The organism is Mycobacterium parascrofulaceum ATCC BAA-614 (genome assembly GCF_000164135.1).
Lineage (GTDB): Bacteria > Actinomycetota > Actinomycetes > Mycobacteriales > Mycobacteriaceae > Mycobacterium > Mycobacterium parascrofulaceum.
This window is the reverse complement of sequence record NZ_GG770555.1, coordinates 579,325-602,533: the sequence shown is the minus strand read 5'-3', so window position 1 is coordinate 602,533 and position 23,209 is coordinate 579,325. Positions and strand designations below refer to the sequence as shown.

26 protein-coding genes are annotated in these 23,209 nt (G+C 68.1%); 13 read left to right on the top strand and 13 right to left on the bottom strand.

Annotated features, from left to right (window positions below; all coding sequences use genetic code 11):
• The first annotated feature begins 10 nt into the window (after positions 1-10).
• From HMPREF0591_RS18295 to HMPREF0591_RS18285, 3 genes are read left to right on the top strand one after another with little or no spacing between them, the layout of a single operon-like run.
• Positions 11-622 (top strand): Rv1352/Rv1906c domain-containing protein, encoded by a 612-nt coding sequence (locus tag HMPREF0591_RS18295; RefSeq protein ID WP_208857780.1) that lies wholly within the window; start codon positions 11-13, stop codon positions 620-622.
• Between the two features lie 60 nt (positions 623-682).
• On the top strand, positions 683-1,666 hold the full coding sequence (locus HMPREF0591_RS18290; protein WP_007170125.1) for an FAD-dependent oxidoreductase: 984 nt from the start codon (positions 683-685) through the stop codon (positions 1,664-1,666).
• Entirely contained in the window at positions 1,663-2,445 is a 783-nt protein-coding gene (locus HMPREF0591_RS18285; RefSeq protein WP_007170124.1) for an enoyl-CoA hydratase/isomerase family protein, read from the top strand. Before HMPREF0591_RS18290 ends, HMPREF0591_RS18285 begins: the two co-directional genes overlap by 4 nt.
• Here HMPREF0591_RS18285 and HMPREF0591_RS18280 read toward each other — a convergent pair.
• From HMPREF0591_RS18280 to HMPREF0591_RS18270, 3 genes are all read right to left on the bottom strand, one after another.
• Positions 2,442-2,834 (bottom strand): phage holin family protein, encoded by a 393-nt coding sequence (locus HMPREF0591_RS18280; protein WP_007170123.1) that lies wholly within the window; start codon positions 2,832-2,834, stop codon positions 2,442-2,444. The genes HMPREF0591_RS18285 and HMPREF0591_RS18280 overlap by 4 nt on opposite strands.
• Positions 2,835-2,917: 83 nt before the next feature.
• A complete protein-coding gene (locus tag HMPREF0591_RS18275) occupies positions 2,918-3,163 on the bottom strand; it encodes a hypothetical protein (RefSeq protein ID WP_007170122.1) in 246 nt (81 codons plus the stop codon).
• 79 nt (positions 3,164-3,242) lie between these two features.
• Positions 3,243-4,307, bottom strand: a complete 1,065-nt coding sequence (locus HMPREF0591_RS18270) for an amidohydrolase family protein (RefSeq protein WP_007170121.1) — start codon at positions 4,305-4,307, stop codon at positions 3,243-3,245.
• On the opposite strand from HMPREF0591_RS18270, the gene HMPREF0591_RS18265 reads away from it, so the two are divergent.
• Complete coding sequence (locus HMPREF0591_RS18265) at positions 4,297-5,634, top strand: sialate:H+ symport family MFS transporter (RefSeq protein ID WP_244268945.1); 1,338 nt, start codon at positions 4,297-4,299, stop codon at positions 5,632-5,634. The genes HMPREF0591_RS18270 and HMPREF0591_RS18265 overlap by 11 nt on opposite strands.
• Before the next feature lie 101 nt (positions 5,635-5,735).
• Here the strand turns inward: HMPREF0591_RS18265 and HMPREF0591_RS18260 are convergent, their stop codons facing one another.
• Positions 5,736-7,013, bottom strand: a complete 1,278-nt coding sequence (locus HMPREF0591_RS18260; protein ID WP_482805094.1) for a competence/damage-inducible protein A — start codon at positions 7,011-7,013, stop codon at positions 5,736-5,738.
• Between the two features lie 53 nt (positions 7,014-7,066).
• On the opposite strand from HMPREF0591_RS18260, the gene HMPREF0591_RS18255 reads away from it, so the two are divergent.
• Positions 7,067-7,576: a macro domain-containing protein gene (locus tag HMPREF0591_RS18255; protein ID WP_007170118.1), complete on the top strand. Its 510-nt coding sequence runs from the start codon at positions 7,067-7,069 to the stop codon at positions 7,574-7,576.
• Here HMPREF0591_RS18255 and HMPREF0591_RS18250 read toward each other — a convergent pair.
• Entirely contained in the window at positions 7,573-7,878 is a 306-nt protein-coding gene (locus HMPREF0591_RS18250; protein ID WP_007170117.1) for an MTH1187 family thiamine-binding protein, read from the bottom strand. The two genes, HMPREF0591_RS18255 and HMPREF0591_RS18250, sit on opposite strands and share 4 nt — an antisense overlap.
• A 51-nt stretch (positions 7,879-7,929) precedes the next feature.
• Between HMPREF0591_RS18250 and dtd the strand changes: the two genes are divergently transcribed.
• Both dtd and HMPREF0591_RS18240 read left to right on the top strand, forming a co-directional pair.
• A complete protein-coding gene (dtd, locus tag HMPREF0591_RS18245) occupies positions 7,930-8,361 on the top strand; it encodes a D-aminoacyl-tRNA deacylase (protein WP_007170116.1) in 432 nt (143 codons plus the stop codon).
• A 71-nt stretch (positions 8,362-8,432) separates the two neighbouring features.
• Entirely contained in the window at positions 8,433-9,344 is a 912-nt protein-coding gene (locus tag HMPREF0591_RS18240) for a class I SAM-dependent methyltransferase (RefSeq protein WP_007170115.1), read from the top strand.
• A gap of 6 nt (positions 9,345-9,350) precedes the next feature.
• Here the strand turns inward: HMPREF0591_RS18240 and HMPREF0591_RS18235 are convergent, their stop codons facing one another.
• The 3 genes from HMPREF0591_RS18235 to HMPREF0591_RS18225 form a co-directional block, all read right to left on the bottom strand.
• Positions 9,351-10,376 (bottom strand): alcohol dehydrogenase catalytic domain-containing protein, encoded by a 1,026-nt coding sequence (locus HMPREF0591_RS18235; RefSeq protein WP_007170114.1) that lies wholly within the window; start codon positions 10,374-10,376, stop codon positions 9,351-9,353.
• A 10-nt stretch (positions 10,377-10,386) separates the two neighbouring features.
• On the bottom strand, positions 10,387-12,318 hold the full coding sequence (locus tag HMPREF0591_RS18230; RefSeq protein WP_007170113.1) for a flavin-containing monooxygenase: 1,932 nt from the start codon (positions 12,316-12,318) through the stop codon (positions 10,387-10,389).
• Positions 12,319-12,427: 109 nt separating this feature from the next.
• Positions 12,428-13,804 carry an HNH endonuclease signature motif containing protein gene (locus HMPREF0591_RS18225; RefSeq protein ID WP_007170112.1) on the bottom strand — a complete coding sequence of 459 codons (1,377 nt, stop codon included), beginning with the start codon at positions 13,802-13,804 and terminating at the stop codon, positions 12,428-12,430.
• Between the two features lie 227 nt (positions 13,805-14,031).
• On the opposite strand from HMPREF0591_RS18225, the gene HMPREF0591_RS18220 reads away from it, so the two are divergent.
• Complete coding sequence (locus HMPREF0591_RS18220; protein ID WP_007170111.1) at positions 14,032-14,496, top strand: hypothetical protein; 465 nt, start codon at positions 14,032-14,034, stop codon at positions 14,494-14,496.
• 127 nt (positions 14,497-14,623) lie between these two features.
• A complete protein-coding gene (locus tag HMPREF0591_RS18215) occupies positions 14,624-15,754 on the top strand; it encodes a nitronate monooxygenase (RefSeq protein WP_007170110.1) in 1,131 nt (376 codons plus the stop codon).
• Positions 15,755-15,761: 7 nt separating this feature from the next.
• On the opposite strand, the gene HMPREF0591_RS18210 is transcribed toward HMPREF0591_RS18215, so the two are convergent.
• The 3 genes from HMPREF0591_RS18210 to HMPREF0591_RS18200 are packed head-to-tail and all read right to left on the bottom strand — an operon-like array spanning position 15,762 to position 16,746.
• Entirely contained in the window at positions 15,762-15,986 is a 225-nt protein-coding gene (locus tag HMPREF0591_RS18210; protein WP_007170109.1) for an Rv1893 family protein, read from the bottom strand.
• Positions 15,987-16,043: 57 nt separating this feature from the next.
• A complete protein-coding gene (locus tag HMPREF0591_RS18205) occupies positions 16,044-16,334 on the bottom strand; it encodes a hypothetical protein (RefSeq protein WP_007170108.1) in 291 nt (96 codons plus the stop codon).
• 13 nt (positions 16,335-16,347) lie between these two features.
• Entirely contained in the window at positions 16,348-16,746 is a 399-nt protein-coding gene (locus HMPREF0591_RS18200; RefSeq protein ID WP_007170107.1) for a hypothetical protein, read from the bottom strand.
• Between the two features lie 211 nt (positions 16,747-16,957).
• On the opposite strand from HMPREF0591_RS18200, the gene HMPREF0591_RS18195 reads away from it, so the two are divergent.
• The 3 genes from HMPREF0591_RS18195 to HMPREF0591_RS18185 are packed head-to-tail and all read left to right on the top strand — an operon-like array spanning position 16,958 to position 19,829.
• Positions 16,958-18,244 (top strand): cytochrome P450, encoded by a 1,287-nt coding sequence (locus tag HMPREF0591_RS18195; RefSeq protein ID WP_007170106.1) that lies wholly within the window; start codon positions 16,958-16,960, stop codon positions 18,242-18,244.
• Positions 18,245-18,253: 9 nt separating this feature from the next.
• Positions 18,254-19,267: an alcohol dehydrogenase catalytic domain-containing protein gene (locus tag HMPREF0591_RS18190; protein WP_007170105.1), complete on the top strand. Its 1,014-nt coding sequence runs from the start codon at positions 18,254-18,256 to the stop codon at positions 19,265-19,267.
• 13 nt (positions 19,268-19,280) lie between these two features.
• On the top strand, positions 19,281-19,829 hold the full coding sequence (locus tag HMPREF0591_RS18185; protein ID WP_007170104.1) for a YceI family protein: 549 nt from the start codon (positions 19,281-19,283) through the stop codon (positions 19,827-19,829).
• Positions 19,830-19,842: 13 nt separating this feature from the next.
• On the opposite strand, the gene HMPREF0591_RS18180 is transcribed toward HMPREF0591_RS18185, so the two are convergent.
• Positions 19,843-20,949, bottom strand: a complete 1,107-nt coding sequence (locus HMPREF0591_RS18180) for a DUF7159 family protein (protein ID WP_040623331.1) — start codon at positions 20,947-20,949, stop codon at positions 19,843-19,845.
• 601 nt (positions 20,950-21,550) lie between these two features.
• Between HMPREF0591_RS18180 and ag85B the strand changes: the two genes are divergently transcribed.
• Entirely contained in the window at positions 21,551-22,543 is a 993-nt protein-coding gene (gene ag85B, locus HMPREF0591_RS18175) for a diacylglycerol acyltransferase/mycolyltransferase Ag85B (RefSeq protein WP_007170101.1), read from the top strand.
• A 106-nt stretch (positions 22,544-22,649) separates the two neighbouring features.
• On the opposite strand, the gene HMPREF0591_RS18170 is transcribed toward ag85B, so the two are convergent.
• A complete protein-coding gene (locus HMPREF0591_RS18170) occupies positions 22,650-23,186 on the bottom strand; it encodes a hypothetical protein (RefSeq protein WP_244268943.1) in 537 nt (178 codons plus the stop codon).
• Between the last annotated feature and the right edge of the window lie 23 nt (positions 23,187-23,209).

Below are 23,209 nucleotides of genomic sequence, written 5' to 3'. Positions count from 1 at the left end.
CTGGCGTGCTATGGGGTTTGAGGCGGGTGTACCTACCGCGGCACGATTGGCCGTCGCGGGACTGATGATCGCGGGGTTGGCCGCGTCGGCGGGCGTCGCGGGGGCCGATCCGGACCAGACACCGGCACCTTCGCCGTCGCCGGCCGCCTCGTCGCGGGGACCCGCTCCCGGGCCCCCGCCGTCGTCGCCCGCGCCCTCGCCCGCGGCGTCCTCGGCGCCCGCACCGGCCGCCTCTCCCCCGGCCTCGCCGGCACCGGGACCGAAGACGACCATCGACAAGGACGGCATCTACAACGTCGGGTCCGACATCGTGCCGGGCATCTACAGCTCCGGCGGGCCCACCGACAACGGCGCCTGCTACTGGAAGCGGATGGGCAATCCCGACGGCAACATCATCGACAACAGCATGAGCAAGAAGCCGCAGGTGGTGCAGATCGACCCGACCGACAAGGCGTTCAAGACGTCGGGTTGCCAACCCTGGCAGCTGACCCCGGATGCCACCCCACCGCCCCAGGCACCGCCCGCCGGTGTGGCGGGCACGCTCGGCCTCCTCAACGGATTGCTCGGCGGCGGCCAGGGCGGTCAGCAGCCTCCCCCGCCCCCGCCCGCCCCCCATTCCTGACGGGTCCTGACGCGACGGGCCGCAACCCCGCGGTCCGGCTTTTTTCGTTACGGTGGCGCCGTGGCCAGTGCGCAACAGATCGTGGTCCTCGGTGCCGGTGTCAGCGGGCTGACGTCGGCGGTGTGCCTGGCCGAGGCTGGCTGGCCGGTGCGGGTGTGGGCGGCCGCCATGCCCCAGCACACGACGTCGAGGGTGGCGGGCGCGGTGTGGTTGCCGCCGCGGCCGGCGGATCGGGCCAGCGACACGCTGGCCTGGACCGAACACTCCCTGGGGGTCTTCCGCGAGCTCGCCGACGATCCCGGCACCGGCGTGCAACTGGCCCCGGCGGTGGCCGTTGGCCAATCGACTGCGGCCGAGGCGATGTCGTCGGCCGCAGCGTTGATTCCCGATCTGGGGCCGGCCGACCCGGCCGGACTTCCGGACGGCTATGGCAACGGCTTTCGGGCCACGCTGCCGATGATCGACATGCCGCAGTATCTGGACTATCTGACCCGGCGGCTGGCCGCGGCCGGCTGCGAAGTGGAGGAGCATCCGGTGCAGTCGCTGGCCGAGGCCGCCGACGCCGCGCCGACCGTGATCAACTGCGCGGGCCTCGCCGCGGGACGGCTGGCCGGGGACGACACCGTGCGACCGCTGTTCGGCCAGCACGTCGTGCTCACCAATCCCGGTCTGCGGCAGCTGTTTCTGGAGATCAACGGGGGCCCGGAGTGGACCTGCTTCTTCCCGCACCCGCAGCGCGTGGTGTGCGGCGGCATCAGCATCCCGGATCGCTGGGACACCACCGCGGACCCCGACCTGACCGAACGAATCCTGCGGCGCTGCCGCCGAATCGAGCCGCGGCTCGCCGAGGCCGAGGTGATCGAGATCATCACCGGGCTGCGTCCCGACCGGCCGTCGGTGCGGGTGGCGGCCGAACCGCTCGCAGGGGCCCGCAACCAGGCCGTGTGCATCCACAACTACGGCCACGGCGGCAACGGCGTGACCTTGTCGTGGGGTTGCGCGCGCGACGTGGTCCGCCTGGCCCGTCAACGGGAGGCGGGGTGAGCATCGACTACACGCGGGACGGTCACATCGCCACCATCACGATCAACCGTCCCGAGACGCGCAACTCGCTGGACATGGAACACTTCCGCGACCTGGCGCACGCGTGGGCGGCGTTCCGTGACGACGCCGGTGCCTGGGTCGCCGTGATCACCGGTGTGGGGCAGGACTTTTGCACCGGCGCCGACCTGAAGAAGTTCATCCCCGAACTCACCGGCGACCTGCCGCAGCCCGAAGGGTGGAACAAGGACGACGCCATCCACGCCGTCCTGCACCGCTTCCCCGTCTACAAGCCGATCGTCGCCGCGGTCAACGGCACCTGCGTCGCCGGCGGCTTCGAGATGTTGAGCTCCACCGACATCCGGGTGGCCGTGCCGGCCGCGCGATTCGCGGTGATGGAGCCCAAGCGGGGCCTGTTCGCCGGCGGCGGGAGCACCGTGCGGTTGCCGCGCCAGATGCCCTACCCGCTGGCGATGGAGCTGCTGCTGACCGCCGACATGGTCGACGCGGAGCGGGCGCTGGCGATGGGGCTGATCAACCGCGTGGTCCCGCCGGAGCGGCTGATGGATACCGCGTATGACTATGCCGGGCGCATCGCGGCCAACGCGCTGCTCGCGGTGCTCGCGACCAAGCAGTCGGCGGTCGAGGGTTTGGCGCTCGACCTGGAGTCGGCGTACGACAACGAAACCCGGCACAGCGACCGCGTTTTCGAGACCCAAGACGCCAAAGAGGGGCCGCGGGCCTTTGCCGAGAAGCGGCCGCCGCGGTGGCAGGGCCGCTAGCGCCGGCTGACGTCCCGAATGATCAGCGACAGCAGCCAGCTCACGATGGACAACGCGATTGCGGCCCAGATCGCCGTCCACCAGAAGTGATCGATCTGCAGACCCCAATGCGTCGTGTGCTCCGTGATGCGGGCGGTGATCCACAGCATCAGCGCGTTGACGACGACGTGGAACAAGCCCAGGGTCAGGATGTACAACGGGATCGACAACAGCTGGACGATCGGCTTGATGAACGCGTTGACCAGACCGAAGATGACGGCGACGACGAAGATGATGCCGACCCGTTCGAGCTTCGTGTCACCGCCGATGAATGTGATCCCGTGGACGAACTTCGTCACCACCCACAGCGCGAATCCGGTCAGCGCGGCGCGAAGCAGGAAAGGGCCCATGCCCAAGATCTTCTCACCCGACGCGCGGGAAGGGCAGCCAAATCTGTTTTACGCGCCGTTCGGCTTCGGCCGACCACTCGCTGCTAAGTGTCGCCGCGCTGGCCCTCTGCTGACAGGTACTTCACCATCTGGCACAGGTTGACGATGGCGGCGCTCAACTTATAGATCGTGGCGTCCCGATCTGCCACACACGACTGCCAATCGGAGAACTCCTGCGGGGATTTCTGGTTGTCCGCGTTGAGGTGCATTTTCTGTTCGATCTGGTCGCACAGATCCGCGAGCGTCAACTGTCCCGGCGCGCTGCTATCGGAGAACCATTTGTCAGCCATCTCAGATCGTCGCCTCCCAAAAAATTGCTGCGTTCTCACGAGGCTATCGGGCCGCCGGTCACGAGGATTGGGCAGGCGCTCAATTCAAGTTGTAGAAGCGCTGGGCGTTGAGCCCGCCGATCTTTTCGCGGGCCTCTTCACTGATATCGGGGCGGGTCCGCAGGTGCTTGGTGCTCTCCGGCCATTCGCCGTCCCAGTGCGGGTAGTCGCTGGCGAACATGATGAACTCGGCGCCGAGCACGTCGATCACCCCGGGCAGGATCGGTTCCTCCGGCTCGCACGTCACCCAGATGTTGCCCGCGGCCAGGTACTCGTGCGGATCGCGGCGCCAGCCGCGATCGACCCAGTCGCCCCGCTTCTCGTAGTGCTCGTGCAGGCGATCCATGAAGAACGGGACCCAACCCGCGCCCGCCTCGAGGAAGGCGACCCGCAACCGCGGGTGCCGCTCGAAGACGCCGCCGGAGACCAGCGCCGTCATGGCCGTCATCTGGTCGAACGGGAAACTGATGCAGTGCACCTGAATGTAATTGGTGAAGCGGTCCACACCGATCTTCGGCAGGTGAATGCCCGGGGCACCGTGAATGCCCAACGGCATGTCGAGATCGACCGCGGCGGCGTAAAAGGCGTCCAGGTCGGGATGGTCGAGGTTACGTGTCTTGAGCGCCGGCGGAACCAGAGTCGCCACCAGCCCAAGCTCTTTCGCTTCGGTCATGACGTCGACCGCCGCCTGGCCGTGCTCGATCGGGGTCACCGCGACGCCGCGCAGCCGTCCACCCGATGGGGCACAATAATCCGCGATCCACTGGTTGTAGAGCCGGGAGAAGCCGGCCCCGAACTCGGGATCCTCGAGCGTCGGGGCGCATAGCCCCAAGCTCGGGTACAACACCATGGTGTCGATGTGGTCGCGATCGGCATCCCCCAGCACGCCTTCGGTCGATCGGCAGTTGATGTCCGGCGCCTTGCTGATGCCGTGCTCCGGCGGACAACCGGCACCGGGCCCCCGGTCCTCCGGGTAGCTGCGTCCCTCGAACGTCATCCGGCTGCCGTCGGCAGCGGGCTTGACGTATTGCGGCCAGCGTTTGATCGCTTCGATTGCCAGCGAGGAATTCTCGGCGACGTGTCCGTCGGCGTCGATGATGCGCATGTATTCGGAACTTACTCTCGCGCCTTCGCGCCCGGTACTGCACGATGCTGACGTGACAACTCAAAGTCCTCGCAAGAAGTTGACCGCCGATCAGCGGAATTCGTTCGTCGCGGCGTTGCTGGGCTGGACGATGGACGCCTTCGACTATTTCATCGTCGTGCTCGTCTACGCCGACATCGCGAAGACCTTCCATCACAGCAAAGCGGAGGTCGCCTTCGTCACCACCGCCACCCTGGCCATGCGTCCCGTCGGCGCGTTGATCTTCGGGTTGTGGGCCGACCGCGTCGGCCGGCGACTCCCGCTGATGGTGGACGTGATGTTCTACTCCGTGGTGGGCTTCCTGTGCGCGTTCGCCCCCAACTTCACCGTGCTGGTGATCCTGCGACTCCTCTACGGCATCGGCATGGGCGGCGAGTGGGGGCTGGGCGCGGCGCTCGCCATGGAGAAGGTCCCCGTCGAGCGACGCGGCTTCTTTTCCGGGCTGCTACAGGAGGGCTATGCGTTCGGCTACCTGTTGGCCAGCGTCGCTTCGCTGGTGGTGATGAATTGGCTCGGGTTGTCGTGGCGGTGGCTGTTCGCGCTGAGCATCGTTCCCGCGCTGGTCAGTCTGATCATCCGCTACCGGGTCGAGGAGTCCGAGGTCTGGGAAGCCGCGCAGGACCAGATGAAGCTGACCAGCACCAGGATCCGCGACGTGTTGCGCGACGGGGCGATCGTCCGCCGGTTCTTTTACCTGGTGCTGCTGATGACGGCGTTCAACTGGATGAGCCACGGCACCCAGGACGTCTACCCGACGTTCCTGACGTCGACCGCCAACCACGGCGCGGGGCTGTCCAGCGCGACGGTCAAGTGGATCGTCATCGTCTATAACGTGGGCGCCATCATCGGTGGGTTGGTCTTCGGCAGCCTGTCGCAGCGGTTCAGCCGCCGCTACACCATCATCTTCTGCGCCCTGCTGGGGCTGCCGATCGTCCCGCTGTTCGCCTACTCGCGCACGGCCGCGATGCTGTGTCTCGGTTCGTTCCTGATGCAGCTGTGCGTGCAGGGCGCGTGGGGCGTGATCCCCGCCCACCTGACCGAGATGTCGCCGGATGCCATCCGCGGCCTCTACCCCGGCGTGACGTATCAGCTGGGAAACCTGCTGGCCGCGTTCAACCTGCCCATCCAGGAGCGGCTGGCGGAGTCGCACGGCTATCCCTTCGCCCTGGCGGCGACGATCGTGCCGGTGCTGCTCGCGGTGGCATTGCTGACGCTGATCGGCAAGGACGCCACGGGAATACGCTTCGGCACGGCCGAAAGCGCTTTCCTGCCAACCGAAGTGACGTGAGGCCGCATGGCCGCCCGGCGCCACCGCCGCTCGCCGCCGGCCCCGAGCGTCACGCCAGCGTGGCGCCGGGCCGCCGGGGCCACGCCAGCGTGACGCTCGCGTTACTGGCCGCCCAGGGCACGCCGCAGCAGGTGCATCGCCACCGTCGTCGAGCGCTCGCGGATGTCGGAGCGGTTGCCGGGCAGCCGCAAGGTGCGGGTATCTTTCCGGCCGTCCGCCAGCGCCACGGTGAAACAGACTGTCCCGACTGGCTTTTCGTCAGTTCCGCCACCCGGACCGGCGATGCCGGTGATAGCGACGGCGGTGTCGGCGCCGAAACGGCGCAGCGCGCCCGCCGCCATCGCCTCGGCCACCGGCTCGGACACCGCGCCGTGGGCATCGATCAGCGCCGGGTCGACGCCGAGCAGCTCCGCCTTCGCCTCGTTCGAGTAGGCGACCACCCCGCCGGACACGTAGTCCGACGATCCCGGCCGGTCGGTCAGTCGCGCCGCCAGCATCCCCGCGGTGCACGATTCGGCCGTCGCGATCCGGCGGCCGGCCAGCGCCCGGGCGACCAGGTCGTCCACCGTCGAACCGTCTTCGGAGAAGAGTTGCGCAGAGTGTCGCTCGCGCATCAGCTGCATCAGCTTGTCGTAGCTGGCGGCGGCGTCCGGCTCGTAGCGCGTGACCATCTCCACCTCGCCGCGCCGCAGGCAGGTGGTGATCTCGAGCGATTCGAACCCGGGCACCAAGGTCTCCGCGTCGCGCAGCGTCTCGGCCAGACCCGACTCGGGCAGCCCGAACATCCGCGCGGTTTCCTGCCGGTAGAGCGTGCGGCCGGCGATCGCCTGCTGCGCCGCGGGCGTCTCGATGGCCCGGCGCCACATCGGTTGCAGCTCGCGGGGCGGGCCCGGGAGCACGATGACCGTCGGCGTGACCGTCGGCGTGCCGGGCACCACCACCCCGGGCGCGGTGCCCACCGGGTCGAGCACCTGCGAGCCGGCGGGAATCATCGCCTGCTTGCGGTTGGCCGCCCGCACCGCTTCGAAGTCGGCGCCCTCGAAGCGCGCCATCAACTTCTTGAGGATGTCGGCGATCTTGTTCTCGGTCTCCTCGTCCAAGACCAGCTCGCGGCCGCAGAACCGCGCCACCACCTCGACCGTCATGTCGTCGGCCGTGGGCCCCAGGCCGCCGCTGGTGACGATCAGGTCCATACCCTGGTCGGCCAGGAAGCGCAGCTGCGCCTCGATGTCGGCCGGCCGGTCGCCGCAGATCGTGATGTGCGCCAGCTCGACGCCCAGCTCCAGCAGGCGGTCGGCGATCCACGGGCCGTTCGCGTCTTGGACGCGCCCGGTGAGGACTTCGGTTCCGGTGACGACGATGCCTGCGCGAGCGCTCACCGGCATGAGCCTACTGGCAGGGCCGGGCGCAACGTCTGCGAGATAATCGGCCGATGATCGAGCTAGCGGTTGTGCAGGCGGACGTCACCAAGCTCGAACTGGACGCGATCACCAACGCGGCCAACACGCAACTGCGGCACGGCGGCGGTGTCGCCGCGGCCATCGCGCGCGCCGGGGGCCCGGACCTGCAGCGCGAATCGGCCGCCAAGGCGCCGATCGGGCTCGGCGATGCCGTCGAGACCACGGCCGGCGCCATGCCGGCCCGCTACGTCATCCACGCCGCGACCATGGAGCCCGGCGGCCCGACGTCGGCGCAGATCATCGCGCGGGCCGCCGCTTCCGCGCTACGCAAGGCCGACGAGCTCGGGTGCCGCTCGCTGGGGCTGGTGGCCTTCGGCACCGGCGTCGGCGGTTTCCCGCTGGACGAGGCGGCGCGGCTGATGGTCGACGCCGTCCGGCAACACCCGGCGAAATCGTTGGAGAAGGTGGTGTTCGCGGTCCACGGCGACGCGGCCGAGCGCGCCTTCCGCGACGCCGCCAACCTCCCGGGTCACAACAGCTAGCCGTCTTCGAGGTAACGCTCGACGGAGGCCACCTTCTCGGTCATCGCGTCGGTGACGCCGGACCGCCAATCCACCTTGATCACCGTGCTGACCCTGGGGGCGCGAGCGGCCACGGCCTCGACCGCGCGCTGGACGACGGCCATCACCTCGTCCCAGGTCTCGCCCTCGATCACGGTGAACATCGCATCCGTCTTGTTCGGCAGGCCGGAATCGCGTACCACGCGAACCGCTTCGGCGACGATCTCGCCGACGCCCTCGCCGACACCCATAGGCGTGACGGAGAACGCGACGAGCACGGACACTCGTCGAGCCTACCCAACCTTTTGGGGGCGGGCCTGGCAGCATCGAGGCCCATGCGGGTGTTGGTGCAGCGGGTGGCGTCGGCGACGGTGTCGGTGGGTGGCGACGTGGTGGGCGCCATCCGGCCGGAGGGCCAGGGTCTGCTGGCCTTCGTCGGGGTCACCCACAGCGACGACCCGGACAAGGCGCGGCGGCTCGCCGAAAAGGTCTGGTACCTACGCATTCTCGCCGATGAGCGGTCCGCCGCCGACGTCAACGCCCCGATCCTGGTGGTCAGTCAGTTCACCCTGTACGCCGACACCGCCAAAGGCCGGCGGCCGTCGTGGAACGCGGCCGCGCCGGGCGCGGTGGCCGAGCCGCTGGTCGCGGCGTTCGCCGACGCGCTGCGGGGGCTGGGCGCCGAGGTCCAGACCGGGATGTTCGGGGCGAACATGCAGGTCGAATTGGTCAACGATGGACCGGTCACAGTATTCCTGGAGGTTTGACGCAGGAACTGCGGGTACGTTGACCGTGCCGGTTTTTCGCGGCTGACTTCTCGACGGGAGGGCCAACCACCATGAGCACGACGCCCGAGTTCGGCTCGCTCCGTTCCGACGACGATCACTGGGACATCGTCAGCAGCGTGGGCTACACCGCCTTGCTGGTGGCCGGGTGGCGTGCGCTGCACGCGCTGAGCCCGCAGCCGCTGGTCCGGGACGACTACGCCAAGATGTTCATCGAGGCGTCGCGAGACCCGTATTTGGCGGGGGTGCTCGCCAACCCGGGGACCTCCGAGGACGAGATGGCCTTCCCCCGCCTCTACGGCGTGCAGACCCGATTCTTCGACGACTTCTTCGTCGCCGCCGGCGCCGCGGGCATACGTCAGGCGGTGATCGTGGCCGCCGGCCTGGACTCCCGCGCATATCGGCTCGAATGGGCTCAGGGCACAAGGGTTTACGAGGTCGACCTGCCGAAGGTGCTGGAATTCAAGGCGCACGTGCTCGCCCGGCACGGCGCCAAACCCAAGGCCCCCAGGGTAGAGGTTGCCGCCGATCTGCGCACCGACTGGTCGCGGGCGCTGGAGGCGGCCGGCTTCGACGTGGAACGCCCCAGCGCCTGGTCGGTGGAGGGTGTGCTGCCCTACCTGACCGACGAGGCCCAGAACACGCTCTTCACCCGGATCAGCGGGCTCAGCGCGCCCGGCAGCCGGATCGCCATCGGCGCGTTGGGTTCCCGTTTGGACCACGAGCAGCTCGAGGCGTTGGAGAAAGCGCATCCCGGCGTCAACATGTCCGGCGACGTCGACTTCTCGGCCCTGACCTACGAGCCGCAGACCGATCCCGCGGAACGGCTGGCCGCGCACGGATGGGTCGTCGAGCCCGTCCGCAACACGCTGGACCTGCAGGCCGGTTACGGGATGGACCCGCCGGACGTCGACGTCAAGATCGACAGTTTCATGCGGTCCCAATACATAACGGCGACACGGTAAGACGCGCTACGGCGTCAGCAGGATCTTCACGTCGTCGCCCGACCGCGACGCCGCCGTCGCGTAGCCCTTGGCGGCGTCGGCCAATGGCAGCGTCGTGGTGAAGATGCCGTCGACGTCGAGCCGCCCGGACTGCAGCAGCGGGATCAATTCCGGCCAGGTGCGCTGCACCGGCGCGGTCGTCATCCGCAGCGTGATGCTGCGGATCAGGCAGCCCAGCGCGTTGAGCGGGAACGGGTTCATGTCGTGCACGCCGACTACCGAGACGGTGCCGCCCGGTCGCACCGCATTGAGCGCGTCGGTCAGGGACGCGTCGGTGGCGACGGCGTCGATCACCGCGTCGGCGCCGCGGCCCCCGGTGGCGGCGAGAATGGCGTCGACCGCCGGCGCCTTGAGGGGCGTCGCTCCCCACCGGGCGGCGCGCTCGAGCCGCCCGTCGACCTGATCGACCGCGAAAACCGTTGCGGCGCCTTGAAAGATCGCGCTGCGCAGCGAACAGAGGCCGACGGCACCCAAGCCGATGACCGCCACGGTGCCGCCGTACGGAATGTCGGCGCGCTGCGCGGCGGCCCACCCGGTGGCGAGGTTGTCCGTGAGCAACAGCGCCTGCTCGGTGCTGATGCCTTCCGGCATCGTGAGCAACTGGAAGTCGGCGGCCGGCACGGCCAGCAGATCGGCCTGCGCCCCGCCCAGCACGCCTCCGCCGAAGATCTGGAAGCCGTTGTGGCACATGACCGGATCGCGGGTCGCGCAACCGGCGCAGGCGCCGCATCCGGTCACCGAGGACACCATCACGTGGTCGCCGACCTTGACGGTGCGCACGTCGCGGCCGGCTTCCACCACGGTGCCGATCGCTTCGTGCCCCAGCGCGATCGGGTCCGGCATCGGGAAATCCGCTTCGTAGAAGTGCAAGTCGGACCCACAGATGCCGGCGGCGGTGACCTCGACGATCGCCCCGTCGGGGCCGGGCAGGGCCGGGTCGGGTCGGGTGTCGACCCGGATGCCGTGGGGGCCGTCGACGACTACCGTTCGCATGGTGGCGTGCTCACTTCCTTCGCCGGACGACGAACTGTGACCAGTCGGGCTCGCGCACCGCGGCCCAATACTCGTTGAGGCGCCACGGACTGACGGTGTGGATCTCGCCGTCGGCGTTCTTGAAATACGAGTGCTTGACCGCGGGGTGCGCCCACACCATCTTGTTGATCTGCGTCTGCGTCCGCGCATGCCAATCGGTGGCGGCGTCGGCCGTCGGCTCCATCGAATGCACGTCTGGGTCGGCCAGCCGCGCCAGGCATTGGTCGATGTAGCGCATCTGCAGTTCGGACTGAAAGATCAGGCTGCCGCCGTGGGCCAGGTGGGTGCCGGGCCCGTAGATGATGAACAGGTTGGGGAACTTCGGAACGGTGATCCCGAGGTACGCGTACGGCCGGGTCCCCCACATCTCGTGCAGGTCGGTCCCGTCCCGGCCGGTGATGTTGAGTGGCCAGAGCACGTCGGTGTGCCGGAATCCGGTGGCGTACACGATGACATCGACGTCGTGCGTCACGCCGTCTTCGGTGACGATGCCGCGCGGGACGATCCGCCGGATCGGCGTGCGCACCAATTCGACGTTGTCCCGTTGAAGTGTCCGCAGCCAGCTGCCGTTGTCCTGCAGGGTCCGCTTGCCGCAGGCGGGATAGTCGGGCATCACCTTGCTCAACAGCTCGTGCCCTTCACCGACCTGGCTGGTGATCCATTGGGAAAACATCATCTGGGCGGCCGCGTTGATGTCGCTGACGGCATGCTCCTGGTCGGCATAATCCGGGTCGCTTTCCGCGGCGTCCAGGCCCTTGTCGGAGCCTGGCCACAGGACAAGGAAGCGGTACCAGCGCCCGTAGAACGGCAGGTGGCGCATCGCCCAGCGCATGCCGTCGCCGACCTCGTCGTGATACATCGGGTTGGGGAACATCCATTGCGCGGTCCGCTGAAACACCGTGAGCCGCTCGACATCCGGTGCGATGGCGGGGGCGATCTGGAAGCCGCTGGCGCCTGCGCCGACGAGCGCCACTCGCTTGCCGCTGAGATCGACGGAGTGATCCCAGGCGGCCGAGTGAAACGAGGGGCCGGCGAAGCTGTCGGCGCCGTCGAAGTCGGGAATGTTGGGCCGGTTCAGCTGGCCGACCGCGGTGATCAGGGCGCGGGCGCGCACCGTGCTCACCTGGCCTTCGGCGCCGCGCAGCCGGATGCTCCAGGTGGCGTCGGCGTCGACCCATTCGGCGGCCAGCACCTCCGTGCTCCACAACACGTGTTCGGCCAGGTCGTGCTTGGCCATGACCCGGGTGAAGTAGTCCTGCAGCTCGTGTTGCTCGGCGAAGAAGTGCGTCCAGTCGTTGTTGGGTTCGAAGCTGTAGCAGTAGAAGTGGTTTGCCACGTCGACGCGGGCACCCGGATAGCTGTTCTCCCACCAGGTTCCGCCCGGTCCGGCGTTCTTCTCCACGATGGTGAAGGGAATGTTGGCCTGCTTGAGCCGGATTCCGGCCAGGATGCCCGATTCGCCGCAGCCGACGACAAGGATCGGGAGATCGGCCGCGCTTTCGGCCGGCAGCGCCGGCGGACGGCGCGGATCGACCCCGTCGAGGTCCATCTCCTCCTGGATCAGCGGTAGGTAGTCGTCGGTCACGTGCTCGCAGGCGGCCCAGTCCATCATTTCCCGAATGAGGTCGAGGCTCAGCGGCTTCGGCTCGGGGCAACCGCGGTCCCGGTAGTCGGTGATCACCGGCAGGGCGGCGGCGCGGGCCCGCGCCTTGTCCTCATCGGACATGAAGCCTTGGATCTCGTTGAGGAAGAGGCCCATTTGCTTGAAGTCGCGGATGTATCGCGGGTCGCCGGTGATGTGCACCAGCGAAAGCAGCAGCGTCGGAATGCTGACATCGGCGAGTGCGGCTTCGATTTCCGCGGTCGACGTGGTGAAGGGATCGCCGGCGTAGGCGCTGCGCATCGAGCCGATCCTCTCGGTGAACGGGGTTCCTCAATTACGCTACCTGCCGTGTCGTAATTGGCACGACTAACCTACCCGTCCGCCAGGGAGCGGATCAATAGCCTGACCGTTACGGCGCGTCTCCTTCGTTTTCTTCGTCGTCTTCTTCGGCCAGGATTTTTTCGGGGTGGTGGAAGGTGTTGGTGCGGGGTTGGCCGTGGTCGAGGTGGGGTGGTGGGATCCAGTCGGTGTCGCCGTTGGGGCGTTTTCGGGTGGTCCAGCCGTTGTCGAGGAGGCGGTGGTGGGGTCCGCAGGCCAGGGTGAGTTGGTCGATGTCGGTGCGGTGGGTGTGGGCCCAGTCTGTGACGTGGTGGACTTCGCAGAGGTAGCCGGGCACGTCGCAGCCTGGGTGTGAGCAGCCGCGGTCCTTGGCGTACAGCACGACGCGCTGCCCGGGTGAGGCCAGGCGCTTGGTGTGATAGAGCGCCACCGGTTTGGCGTTGTCGAAGATCGCCAGGTAGTGGTGGGCGTGGCGGGCCAGGCGGATCACGTCGGACATCGGCAAGATGGTGCCCCCGCCGGTCAAGCCTCTACCCGCCGCGGCCTCCAGCTCCTTAAGCGTGGTCGTCACCACGATGGTCGCCGGCAACCCGTTGTGCCGACCCAGTGTGCCGGAAGCCAACATCGCGCGCAGTGCGGCGTGCAGGCCGTCGTGGTTGCGCTGGGCCGCTGTGCGGGTGTCGCGCTGCACCGCAGCTTCTGTCGCGGGACCGTCCACGACCGGCGCTTCGTCGTCGGGGTTGCACATCCCGGGTGCGGCCAGCTTGGCCAACACCGCCTCCCAGGTGGCGCGCGCCTCGGGCGTCAGCCACCCGCTCAGCTTCGACATGCCATCGGCCTGCTGGTGACCCAGCACCAGCCCGCGGACGCGCGCCCGGTCGGCATCGGTGTAGTGGCCGTCGGGGTGCAGGCAATCCAACAAATGGCGCGCCAGCGTGGCCAGTTGATCGGGGCGATACCGGGTGGCCTCGCCGGCCAGGTGTCTTTCGGCGTGCTCACGGGTGTCGAGGTCCACCGATTCGGGCAGCTGGCGAAACAGCCGCCGGATCACCGCCACATGCTCCGACCCGATCGCCCCGGCGCGCTGGGCCGCCGCGGTGGCCGCCAACACCGGCGGCAACGGCTCCCCCGACAGCGCCCGGCGCGGACCCAGCTCGGCGGCCTCCGCGACACGACGGCTGGCCTCCCCGCGACTGATGTGCAGCCGATCGGCCAACGCCCACGACAACCTGCCACCCAGCTCGGCCGGATCCGCCTGCTCCCCCAGCTGATTGATCAACTCATGACTCGGCGCCTGAAGCTTGCGGGTGACGCCTTCGAGTGTCTCCAAGATCCCCAAGCGCTCCGGAGTGGTCAACGCCGCATACGAATGCCCCTGCAAACGAGCCGCCGCCGCGCACAACGCCTCCACGTCGGCCGCAATCTGCTCACGGTCGGTCAACGCCACGTGCGCCGCCCAACCCGGCACCCAAACAAGCAGTAAGCATCACTCGAACGCATGTTCGAATACTAAGCCCGCCCACCGACAAAACTTGCCCGCCCGACACAACTGAAACAAAAGTGGCGCAAGTGATTTCAACGCATAGCGCGCTATCCCCCGACATCTTGCGCCGCTGCGAAACAATGGGTCCACACCGGCGGGTGCTCGCGGTGAGTCGGAGATGGAGGCGCGTCATGGCCACGTTGCTCACGGCCTGTGGCGGATTCTTGTTCGCCGTCCTCTGGATGGATCTGATGTTCGATGTGCAAGTGCTCCGATACCGTTGGGCCCCAACCGATCTTCCCGAGCCCGTGCTGGCCTCCATCGCGGCTTACTACCATCGCGCGACGACCACGTCGCGCCCGATGGGCCGGCTCATCGCCGTCGTCATGCTGGTGCTGCTGGGGGCGTTGACCTACCAGTCCGCGCGCGGGCAGGACCCCTGGTGGCTTCTCGTCCTCTCGGCCGTCCTGGCGGGGACTCCGACCATGCTGGCGCTGACGCAAACGGTTCCCGACGCGGTGCGGCTCGGCCGGCGCGCCGACGGTCCGCCCGAGCAGACGCGCCTGGCGCGGTCCGTCTGCCGCGACCACCTCGTGTGCGCGGGCTGCATGTTCGCGTTCGTGGTGCTGTGGGTTGCGTACGGCGCGCGGATCTGAGCGGCCGCGAATGGCCGAAGCGACGGGTCGTAGTGACAACACGCAGGTCAGGACCCGCTGGCCACGTCAATGCCGTCCGTACTAAACTAGAACACGTTTCAATTCGGCCCGCGCCCCAGGAGTAGGCATGCACACCGCCATCTGCGATGAGCTTGGTATCGAGTTCCCGATCTTCGCGTTCACCCATTGCCGTGATGTCGTGGTCGCGGTCAGCAAGGCCGGCGGTTTCGGCGTGCTGGGCGCGGTGGGCTTTACCCCCGAGCAGCTCGAGATCGAGCTCAACTGGATCGACGAGAACATCGGCGACCACCCATACGGCGTCGACATCGTCATCCCCAACAAGTACGAGGGCATGGACTCGCACCTGTCCGCCGAGGAGCTGGCAGAAACCCTGCGCAAGATGGTGCCCCAGGAGCACCTGGACTTCGGCAAGAAGATCCTCGCCGACCACGGGGTGCCGATCGAGGACAGCGACGGCGACAGCCTGCAACTACTGGGCTGGACCGAGGCGACGGCCACGCCCCAGGTCGAAGTGGCGCTCAAGCACCCGAAGGTGAAGATGATCGCCAACGCGCTGGGCACTCCCCCGGCCGACATGATCAAGCACATCCACGACGCCGGGCTCAAGGTGGCCGCGCTGTGCGGCTCGCCCTCGCAGGCCCGCAAGCACGCGGACGCCGGCGTCGACATCATCATCGCCCAGGGCGGCGAGGCCGGCGGGCACTGCGGCGAGGTGGGCTCGATTGTGTTGTGGCCGCAGGTGGTCAAGGAGGTCGCACCCGTGCCGGTGCTCGCGGCCGGCGGCATCGGCAGCGGCCAGCAGATCGCGGCCGCGCTGGCGCTGGGGGCGCAAGGGGCGTGGACCGGGTCGCAGTGGCTGATGGTCGAGGAGTCCTCCAACACGCCGGTTCAGCAGCAGGCGTACGTCAAGGCGGGCAGCCGGGACACGGTCCGGAGCCGGTCGTTCACCGGTAAGCCCGCGCGCATGCTGCGCAACGACTGGACCGAGGCGTGGGAGGCACCGGACAACCCGAAGCCGCTCGGGATGCCGCTGCAGTACATGGTCTCCGGCATGGCCGTGCGGGCCACGAACCGGTACCCGAATGAGAGCGTGGACGTCGCCTTCAACCCGGTCGGTCAGGTCGTCGGCCAGTTCACCAAGGTGGAGAAGACGGCGACGGTCATCGAGCGCTGGGTGCAGGAGTACCTGGAAGCGACCAACAGGTTGGACGAGCTGAACGAGGCCGCCTCGGTCTGAGGGCCGCCTAGACCTCGTCGTCGAGTTCGTCGCGGCCGCTGAACATTTCCCTCGTCCGGTCGACCGCGTACGTGCCGATGTCGATCGAGTTCTGGACGATGCCGCTGGCGCCGCCGGAGATGTCACCGCGGATGATGTCGCTGGCGTGTTCGACGATGTCGGATGCCTTCTCGACCGCGTTGGTCGCGATGTCCCTGGCCGCGTCGACCGCGTCTTTCGGTTTGAAGCCCATCTCGAGTCTCCTCTTGTCGCCGGACAGTTGCTATGACTCTAGACCGGGCGCCGTGCCCTAGTAGTTCACCAAGGTGCGCCAGTACGATTCGGGAATTTCGGCCCCGGACCGCAGAACCCGGGCCAGCCCGACGGCCATGGCGATGCCCAGCAGGCCCAGCCAGAGCCCGGCCAACCCGATGGCCCCCCACAGCACGGCGGTGACGACGGGCCATGGCGACAGCACCGCGAGTACGGGCGCGAAAAAGAAGCCGGTTCCGATGTACCAGGCCGAACCGGCGCGGTCCGATGCGAGGACGAACCGCAGCCAGCGCGGGACGGGAGTTTCGCCGGGCCGACCGTCGGTCATGGCTCTCAGCCGGTCATTCGGCCGGAGGGAAGAACCCGGCCCCGGTGAACCAGCCCTCTTGCCAACCCCGTTCCCCCAGGCACAGCATGGGTAGCCCGCGATCCGACTGCGCCGCGGACTGCGGCCCGGGGCATTTCGCGCCGGCCTGCTGCACCCCGTACAGCGGGTACGACATGACCCAGTATCCGGTGGTGGCCGCCGGGAACTGGTTGGGTGGAGGGAAGTGGCAGGCCTCGGCCTGGCCGCTCGGGCCCCGACCGAAGATGAAGCGCTCGTAGTTGTCGCACGGCGCGCCCAGCGAGGCCTGATAGTTCATGCCCGGCACGTCGCCGTCGTATCCGGCCGCCGCGCTCGGCGCCAGCCCGACCGCCATACCCGCTACCGAAGCGGCGCTCAGCAATTCCCGAATCATGTTCCACCCCGCCTGTCCTCGCCGGTGACCTGCACCAAAGCATATCCATCGAGGCGCCGGTCACAAGACCGTATTGGCGCCCCGGACGCGAAACGAGGAACACGTTCCAATTTGTCGCCGGCGATCTTGTGTCAACGCTTCCCAACCGTGGTGCGGCAATGGTTTATTTGCACAAAGACGACTAGACCACTTCGTCATCGAGGAGCGGGCCATGCCAACCGTCGAGCCAACCGCCAAGCCGGTCCCCAATCTGCCCCCCGGATTCGACTTCACCGATCCAGACGTCCACGCCGAGCGCCTGCCGGTCGAGGAACTGGCCGAACTGCGGCGGACCGCGCCAATCTGGTGGAACGAGCAGCCGCTCGGGGCGGGCGGATTCGACGACGGCGGCTTCTGGGTGGTGTCCAAGCACAAGGACGTCAAAGAGGTCTCGCTGCGCAGCGATGTCTTCTCCAGCCTGAAGAACACCGCCCTGCCACGCTACAAGGACGGCACGGTCGGCGAGCAGGTCGAACGCGGCAAGTTCGTTCTGCTCAACATGGATGCGCCCCAACACACCCGGCTGCGCAAGATCATCTCGCGGGCGTTCACCCCCCGGGCCATCGAGCGCCTGCGCGGCGACCTCGCCGAGCGCGCCCGGCGCATCGTCGAACAAGCGGCCGCCGAGGGGCGCGGCGACTTCGTCGAGCAGGTCTCCTGCGAACTGCCGTTGCAGGCCATCGCCGGGTTGATGGGTGTGCCGCAGGAAGACCGCAAGAAGCTTTTCCACTGGTCCAACGAGATGGTCGGCGACCAGGACCCCGAGTTCGCCAGCAACGACGCCATGACTGCCTCGGTCGAACTCATCATGTACGGCATGCAAATGGCCGCCGAGCGGACGAAGAACCCGGGCGAAGACCTCGTTACCAAGTTGGTCCAGGCCGACATCGACGGCCACAAGCTCTCCGACGACGAGTTCGGTTTCTTCGTCATCCTGCTCGCCGTGGCAGGCAACGAGACCACCCGCAACTCCATTACCCAGGGCATGATGGCCTTCACCGACTTTCCCGACCAGTGGGAGCTGTTCAAGAGGGAGCGCCCGGCCACCGCGGCCGACGAGATCGTCCGGTGGGCCACGCCGGTGACGTCGTTCCAGCGCACCGCGCTGGAGGACTACGAACTGTCCGGCGTGCAGATCAAGAAGGGTCAGCGGGTGGTGATGGTCTACCGCTCGGCCAATTTCGACGAGGACGTCTTCGAGGACCCGTTCACGTTCAACATCCTGCGCGACCCCAATCCGCACGTGGGATTCGGTGGCACCGGCGCGCATTACTGCATCGGGGCGAATCTGGCGCGGATGACCATCGACCTGATGTTCAACGCGATCGCCGACGGCATCCCGAACCTGGAAGCCATCGGAAAGCCCGAACGCCTGCGGTCCGGCTGGCTCAACGGGATCAAGCATTGGCAGGTCGACTACCACACCGACGGGGCGGCGAAATCACCAGTGGCGCATTAGGCTAACCCAATGCCGACACATCAAGCCGTCCGGATCCAGTCCGAAGGCGGCCCCCTGGAGCTTGCCGAAGTGGACACCCGGCCGCCGGGTCGTGACGAGGTGCGGATCGCCGTCACCGCGTGCGGCATATGCGGAACCGACCGGGCATTCGTCAACGGCGGCTTCCCGAATCTGTCGTGGCCGCTGACCCCGGGGCACGAAATCGCCGGCACCATAGCCGAACTCGGCGAGGGCGTCGAGGGCTTCGCGGTGGGCGATCGGGTCGCGGTCGGCTGGTTCGGCGGCTGCTGCTACCGCTGCGACCCCTGCCGCAAGGGCATCTTCATCCATTGCGTCAATGGCAAGGTGCCCAGCTGGCATTACCCCGGCGGCTACGCGGAATCGGTGACGGTGCCGGCCAACGCCCTGGCGCGGGTCCCCTCAGAGCTCACGGATGTGGAAGCCGCGCCCATGGGCTGCGCGGGGGTCACGACCTACAACGCCCTGCGCCACACGAGGGCCTTGCCCGGCGACCGGGTGGCCGTCCTCGGGGTCGGCGGCCTGGGCCACCTCGGCCTGCAGTTCGCTCGCGCCATGGGGTTCGAGACCATTGCCATCGCCCGCGGCGCCGGAAAGGCCGAGGACGCAAAGAAATTGGGCGCCCACCATTACATCGACTCGACCACCGGCGACGTCTCCGACGCGCTGCGGGCATTGGGTGGGGCGACGGTCGTGCTGGGGACGGCCGGCAACGCGAAGGCCATGGCCGACACGGTCGGCGGCCTGGCGCCGCAGGGTGAACTGGTGACCATCGGGGTGACCCCCGAACCGCTGCCCATCAGTCCCGTGCAGCTGATCACGCCGGGGCTGAGCATTGTCGGCCACCCTTCCGGCACGGCGAAAGACGTTGAAGACACGATGCATTTCGCCGTCCTGTCGGGGGTGCGGGCGTGGGTCGAAGAACTGCCGCTGTCGCAGGCCGCCGAGGGCTATGCGGCATTGGAGCAGGGGCGGGCGCACTACCGCACCGTGCTGACGATGTGATTACAGTCGGCCTATGACCGACGAGTGGAGCCTGGGCGCCGCCGACGGCGAGCTGTGCCTTGCGACCGGAGTCCGGGGCCGCGCCGCGAAAATGGGGCATCGCCTGACGATCGCGATGACCCGCTGGCACGCCACGGTGAGCTGGGCCGGCTCGGAGCCCGCAACCGTGGAACTGGTCGTCGAAACGGATTCGTTCGAGGTGCTGCGCGGCGAGGGCGGCGTGAAGGGGTTGTCCGGGCCGGAGAAGGCTCTGGTGCGGTCCAACGCGTTGAAGTCGTTGGACGCCGGCCGGTTTCCCGAAATCCGCTTCTCCACCCGGGCCATCGAGAAGGCCGGCGACGGGTATCGGCTCACCGGCCGACTCGAGGTTCGGGGTAAATCCCGGGACCACGTAATCGACCTGCGCACCGAGGATCTCGGGGACGCATGGCGGATGTCGACCGAGTCCACGGTCCGGCAGACCGACTACGGCATCAAGCCGTACTCACTGTTGATGGGTTCCGTCCAGGTCGCCGACGACGTTTCGGTGACCTTCACCGCGACTCACCGCAAAGACGGCTGAGCCGCCGAAGCCGTCAGGGCTGCGGTTCGGCGGGCGCCTGCGGCGCCGAGTCACCCGTCGGTTCACCGGAGTCGACCGGGATGTGCTCGAGCACTCGCGTCAAGTAGGGCTGCCGGCCGTTGGGCTCCGGCGGCTGCACCTCCGGCGCGGCGGGTTCGGTGAGCGGTTCGTCCGCGCGAACCTTCGCCTGCGGCGTCAGCGGCGCCACGACCGGGGGCGGCGCGACGGCCTCGGCGACTTGCGGCGCGGGCGGATGCACCGCGTGCCGCGGTGCCGGCTTGCTGGCCGGAGCCAGCTGGATGCCCACCGCGAGCGACAGTGAGGCGACGAAGGTGACCACACCGGCGGCCAGCGTGGTCGCGGCCCCGGTGTAGGACAGTTTCCGCGGTGCGGGTGGCGCGGCGGCGGGCTCGCCGGGGTGCACCGCCAGCAGGTCGTCGCTGAACTCGGTGCTGCGCGCGGCGGCCAGCGCCGCGCCCCGGGCGATCGTCACTTGGGCCATCGCTTGCACGAAAACCGGTACGGGCAGCGCATTCTCGAGGCGCCAGGAGAAACCGTCGATGTCGTTGTGCGCGCCGACCACCACGACCCCGCCCGGCCGCCATCCGTCGCGGTCGAACATGCCGGTCAGCCAGCGCGTCAGGCCGTCGAAGCCGCCGCGCACCTGCTTCGTCGCCGTCTGCGTCTGGCCGTCGTGGGTGTCCACCATGACGACGGTCGTCGCGTCCTGGTCGAGGACGCAGACCGCCGTCTGCTCGTAGCCGATGATCGGTGCGATGGCCTGCGCCAGCGTCTCGACCGCCTCGAGTTGCCGGACCGGCACGACGTTGTCGAAGCCCGCGTCTGTCAGCGCTTCGAGCAGCAACGCCGCCTGCGCCGCCGCCTCGTCGTTCCACGTCACCCCGATGATCCGCAGCCGGTGTTCGCTGGCGGCCGCCTGCGCTTCCACCCGTGCGATCTCGTCCACTACCTCCTCGGCGGTACTGGCGGCGCGTGCGCCGCGGCCGGCGTGCAGCGCCAGCTCCTGATGATCCAGGATGGTGCCGTCTGCGCCGTGTCCCTCAGCGAGGACCCACCCGACGGCGGTCGGCGTCACTGATAGCCCTAGTACCGTTTCCAAACTCATGCCCCAATCGGTCCCGGGGGTCCGGCGCCCTCGACGCACCGACGCACACCAGAAATCCCTGGTGAGGTGGTTCGTGAGAGCCGGAACCGACCCGAGAAAACGTGGTCTCCATCGGCTTGCTCCGTGAGAGCCTACGCGGTCGGCGCGGCGCCGGCCGCCCCGGTTCGGCATCGACGGCCGGACCGGCAAGCCAGAACCGGGAGATCGGCTGCCGGGAAACGCCGGGAAAACGCTACGGAACGATGTCTTCGCCCGGCGGCGATAAACGCCTTGCGCACCGAATCGGCCATTTTTCGGGGGCGGCCCGGTGGTGCGGGGCCAACCGCCGCCGTGATGGCGGGTGAAATGGAGCCTCGAGTGCATTGGGTGATACCCCGCGCGACGCGCCGCTGCCAGGCGTTTCGGGCCGCAGGACGGTATCGGCGCGCCGCGCGCCGTCCGGTGTGAACCCGGCCCGGCCGTTATCCCTGGCCCGCAATTGGTCGGAGAAAGGCGAGACCAAAGTGAGATGTCCTCGCGTCCCGATCGACATTCGGCCTATTCGCACGGTAAATTCCTGCCTGAGACGACGATCACATACGGACAAGGGGCAGGTATGACAGATCTGAGCAAGAAGGTCCGGGCCTGGGGGCGCCGGCTTTTAGTCGGTACGGCAGCGGCTGTCACCCTGCCGGGCCTGATCGGTCTTGCCGGCGGCGCGCCGACCGCGGGAGCGTTTTCGCGCCCGGGCCTGCCCGTCGAATACCTGCAAGTCCCATCCGCGGGGATGGGCCGAAACATCAAGGTCCAATTCCAGAGCGGCGGCAACAACTCCCCCGCGGTGTACCTGCTCGACGGGTTGCGGGCCCAGGACGACTACAACGGCTGGGACATCAACACGCCCGCGTTCGAGTGGTACTACCAGTCGGGCCTGTCGATCATCATGCCCGTCGGTGGCCAGTCCAGCTTCTACAGCGACTGGTACAGCCCGGCCTGCGGCAAGGCCGGCTGCACCACTTACAAGTGGGAGACCTTCCTGACCAGCGAGCTGCCGCAGTACCTGCAGTCCAACAAGAGTGTGAAGCCCACGGGCAGCGCCGCGGTCGGCATTTCCATGGCCGGCTCCTCGGCGCTGATCCTGGCCGCCTACCACCCGCAGCAGTTCATCTACGCCGGTTCGTTGTCTGCCTTGATGGACCCCTCGCAGGGCATGGGGCCCTCCCTGATCGGCCTCGCGATGGGTGACGCCGGCGGCTACAAGGCGAGCGACATGTGGGGCCCGTCGAGCGACCCCGCGTGGCAGCGCAACGACCCCACAATCCAGATCCCCAAGCTGGTCAGCAACAACACCCGCCTCTGGGTCTACTGCGGTAACGGCACGCCGTCGGAGCTGGGTGGGGCCAACATGCCGGCCGAGTTTCTGGAGAACTTCGTACGCAGCAGCAACCTGAAGTTCCAGGACGCCTACAACGCGGCCGGTGGCCACAACGCCGTGTTCCACTTCGACCAGAACGGAACGCACAGCTGGGAGTACTGGGGAGCCCAGCTCAACGCTATGAAGCCGGACCTGCAGGGCACCCTCGGCGCCAGCCCCGGCGGCGGCGGATAAACCTCACCTGCCCCGAGGTCGCTACTGCGCCCGACGTCGACGCCGTCGGGCGCAGTAGTGCGTCTGGGGCCGGTTGAGCGCTTGCGTCAGGACATGTGTCAGCCGGTCAACGCGTTCGGCCGATCTCGTCGGTGATGTCGGACCACGCGGTCGCGTCCCCATGGTGATCGCCGACGTTCCGGCACTGACCGTAGACACGCAGGACACCCAGGCGGGGATCGTCGTCGTGGCGATAAACGATCACGGTGACAGCATCCTTGGTGAGCGTCGCGGCGAAAGCGTGATTGTTGGGCCGTAGGCCCTCGGCCCAGCCGTGCTCGACCAGTGTCGCGGCGATCCGCGGGAAGTAAGTGTCGGCCGCTGCCGCGGCGGGCAGCGAGAACGTCAGATAGATCGCGCCTTGATAGGGCGGATCGTCGCGGTTCTTGCACGACATCAGCGCGTAGCCGGCCGACGACGCCAGCAGACTCGTCGTGGCGACGACGCTTCGCGCCGCTTGGACGACCTGAGCCTTCGACTGATCGTCGCTCAACGGACTGTCGGGATGGTCGAGGCCGTCGACCGGGCTCGAATGCAGGCGCTCCACCATGAGGAACGCGGCACCCAGCAGCAAGGGGATCGCCAGCGCCACCGCGACCAGCACACGAATCTGCTTCGAGCGCAACG

Coding starts and splice junctions, on each gene's coding strand:
- HMPREF0591_RS18295 (WP_208857780.1), top strand. CDS start 11: ATGGGGTTTGAGGCGGGTGTACCTACCGCGGCACGATTGGCCGTCGCG.
- HMPREF0591_RS18280 (WP_007170123.1), bottom strand. CDS start 2,834: ATGGGCCCTTTCCTGCTTCGCGCCGCGCTGACCGGATTCGCGCTGTGG.
- HMPREF0591_RS18275 (WP_007170122.1), bottom strand. CDS start 3,163: ATGGCTGACAAATGGTTCTCCGATAGCAGCGCGCCGGGACAGTTGACG.
- HMPREF0591_RS18265 (WP_244268945.1), top strand. CDS start 4,297: ATGATGCGCATGTATTCGGAACTTACTCTCGCGCCTTCGCGCCCGGTA.
- HMPREF0591_RS18270 (WP_007170121.1), bottom strand. CDS start 4,307: ATGCGCATCATCGACGCCGACGGACACGTCGCCGAGAATTCCTCGCTG.
- HMPREF0591_RS18255 (WP_007170118.1), top strand. CDS start 7,067: ATGATCGAGCTAGCGGTTGTGCAGGCGGACGTCACCAAGCTCGAACTG.
- dtd (WP_007170116.1), top strand. CDS start 7,930: ATGCGGGTGTTGGTGCAGCGGGTGGCGTCGGCGACGGTGTCGGTGGGT.
- HMPREF0591_RS18240 (WP_007170115.1), top strand. CDS start 8,433: ATGAGCACGACGCCCGAGTTCGGCTCGCTCCGTTCCGACGACGATCAC.
- HMPREF0591_RS18235 (WP_007170114.1), bottom strand. CDS start 10,376: ATGCGAACGGTAGTCGTCGACGGCCCCCACGGCATCCGGGTCGACACC.
- HMPREF0591_RS18230 (WP_007170113.1), bottom strand. CDS start 12,318: ATGCGCAGCGCCTACGCCGGCGATCCCTTCACCACGTCGACCGCGGAA.
- HMPREF0591_RS18220 (WP_007170111.1), top strand. CDS start 14,032: ATGGCCACGTTGCTCACGGCCTGTGGCGGATTCTTGTTCGCCGTCCTC.
- HMPREF0591_RS18215 (WP_007170110.1), top strand. CDS start 14,624: ATGCACACCGCCATCTGCGATGAGCTTGGTATCGAGTTCCCGATCTTC.
- HMPREF0591_RS18210 (WP_007170109.1), bottom strand. CDS start 15,986: ATGGGCTTCAAACCGAAAGACGCGGTCGACGCGGCCAGGGACATCGCG.
- HMPREF0591_RS18205 (WP_007170108.1), bottom strand. CDS start 16,334: ATGACCGACGGTCGGCCCGGCGAAACTCCCGTCCCGCGCTGGCTGCGG.
- HMPREF0591_RS18200 (WP_007170107.1), bottom strand. CDS start 16,746: ATGATTCGGGAATTGCTGAGCGCCGCTTCGGTAGCGGGTATGGCGGTC.
- HMPREF0591_RS18195 (WP_007170106.1), top strand. CDS start 16,958: ATGCCAACCGTCGAGCCAACCGCCAAGCCGGTCCCCAATCTGCCCCCC.
- HMPREF0591_RS18190 (WP_007170105.1), top strand. CDS start 18,254: ATGCCGACACATCAAGCCGTCCGGATCCAGTCCGAAGGCGGCCCCCTG.
- HMPREF0591_RS18185 (WP_007170104.1), top strand. CDS start 19,281: ATGACCGACGAGTGGAGCCTGGGCGCCGCCGACGGCGAGCTGTGCCTT.
- ag85B (WP_007170101.1), top strand. CDS start 21,551: ATGACAGATCTGAGCAAGAAGGTCCGGGCCTGGGGGCGCCGGCTTTTA.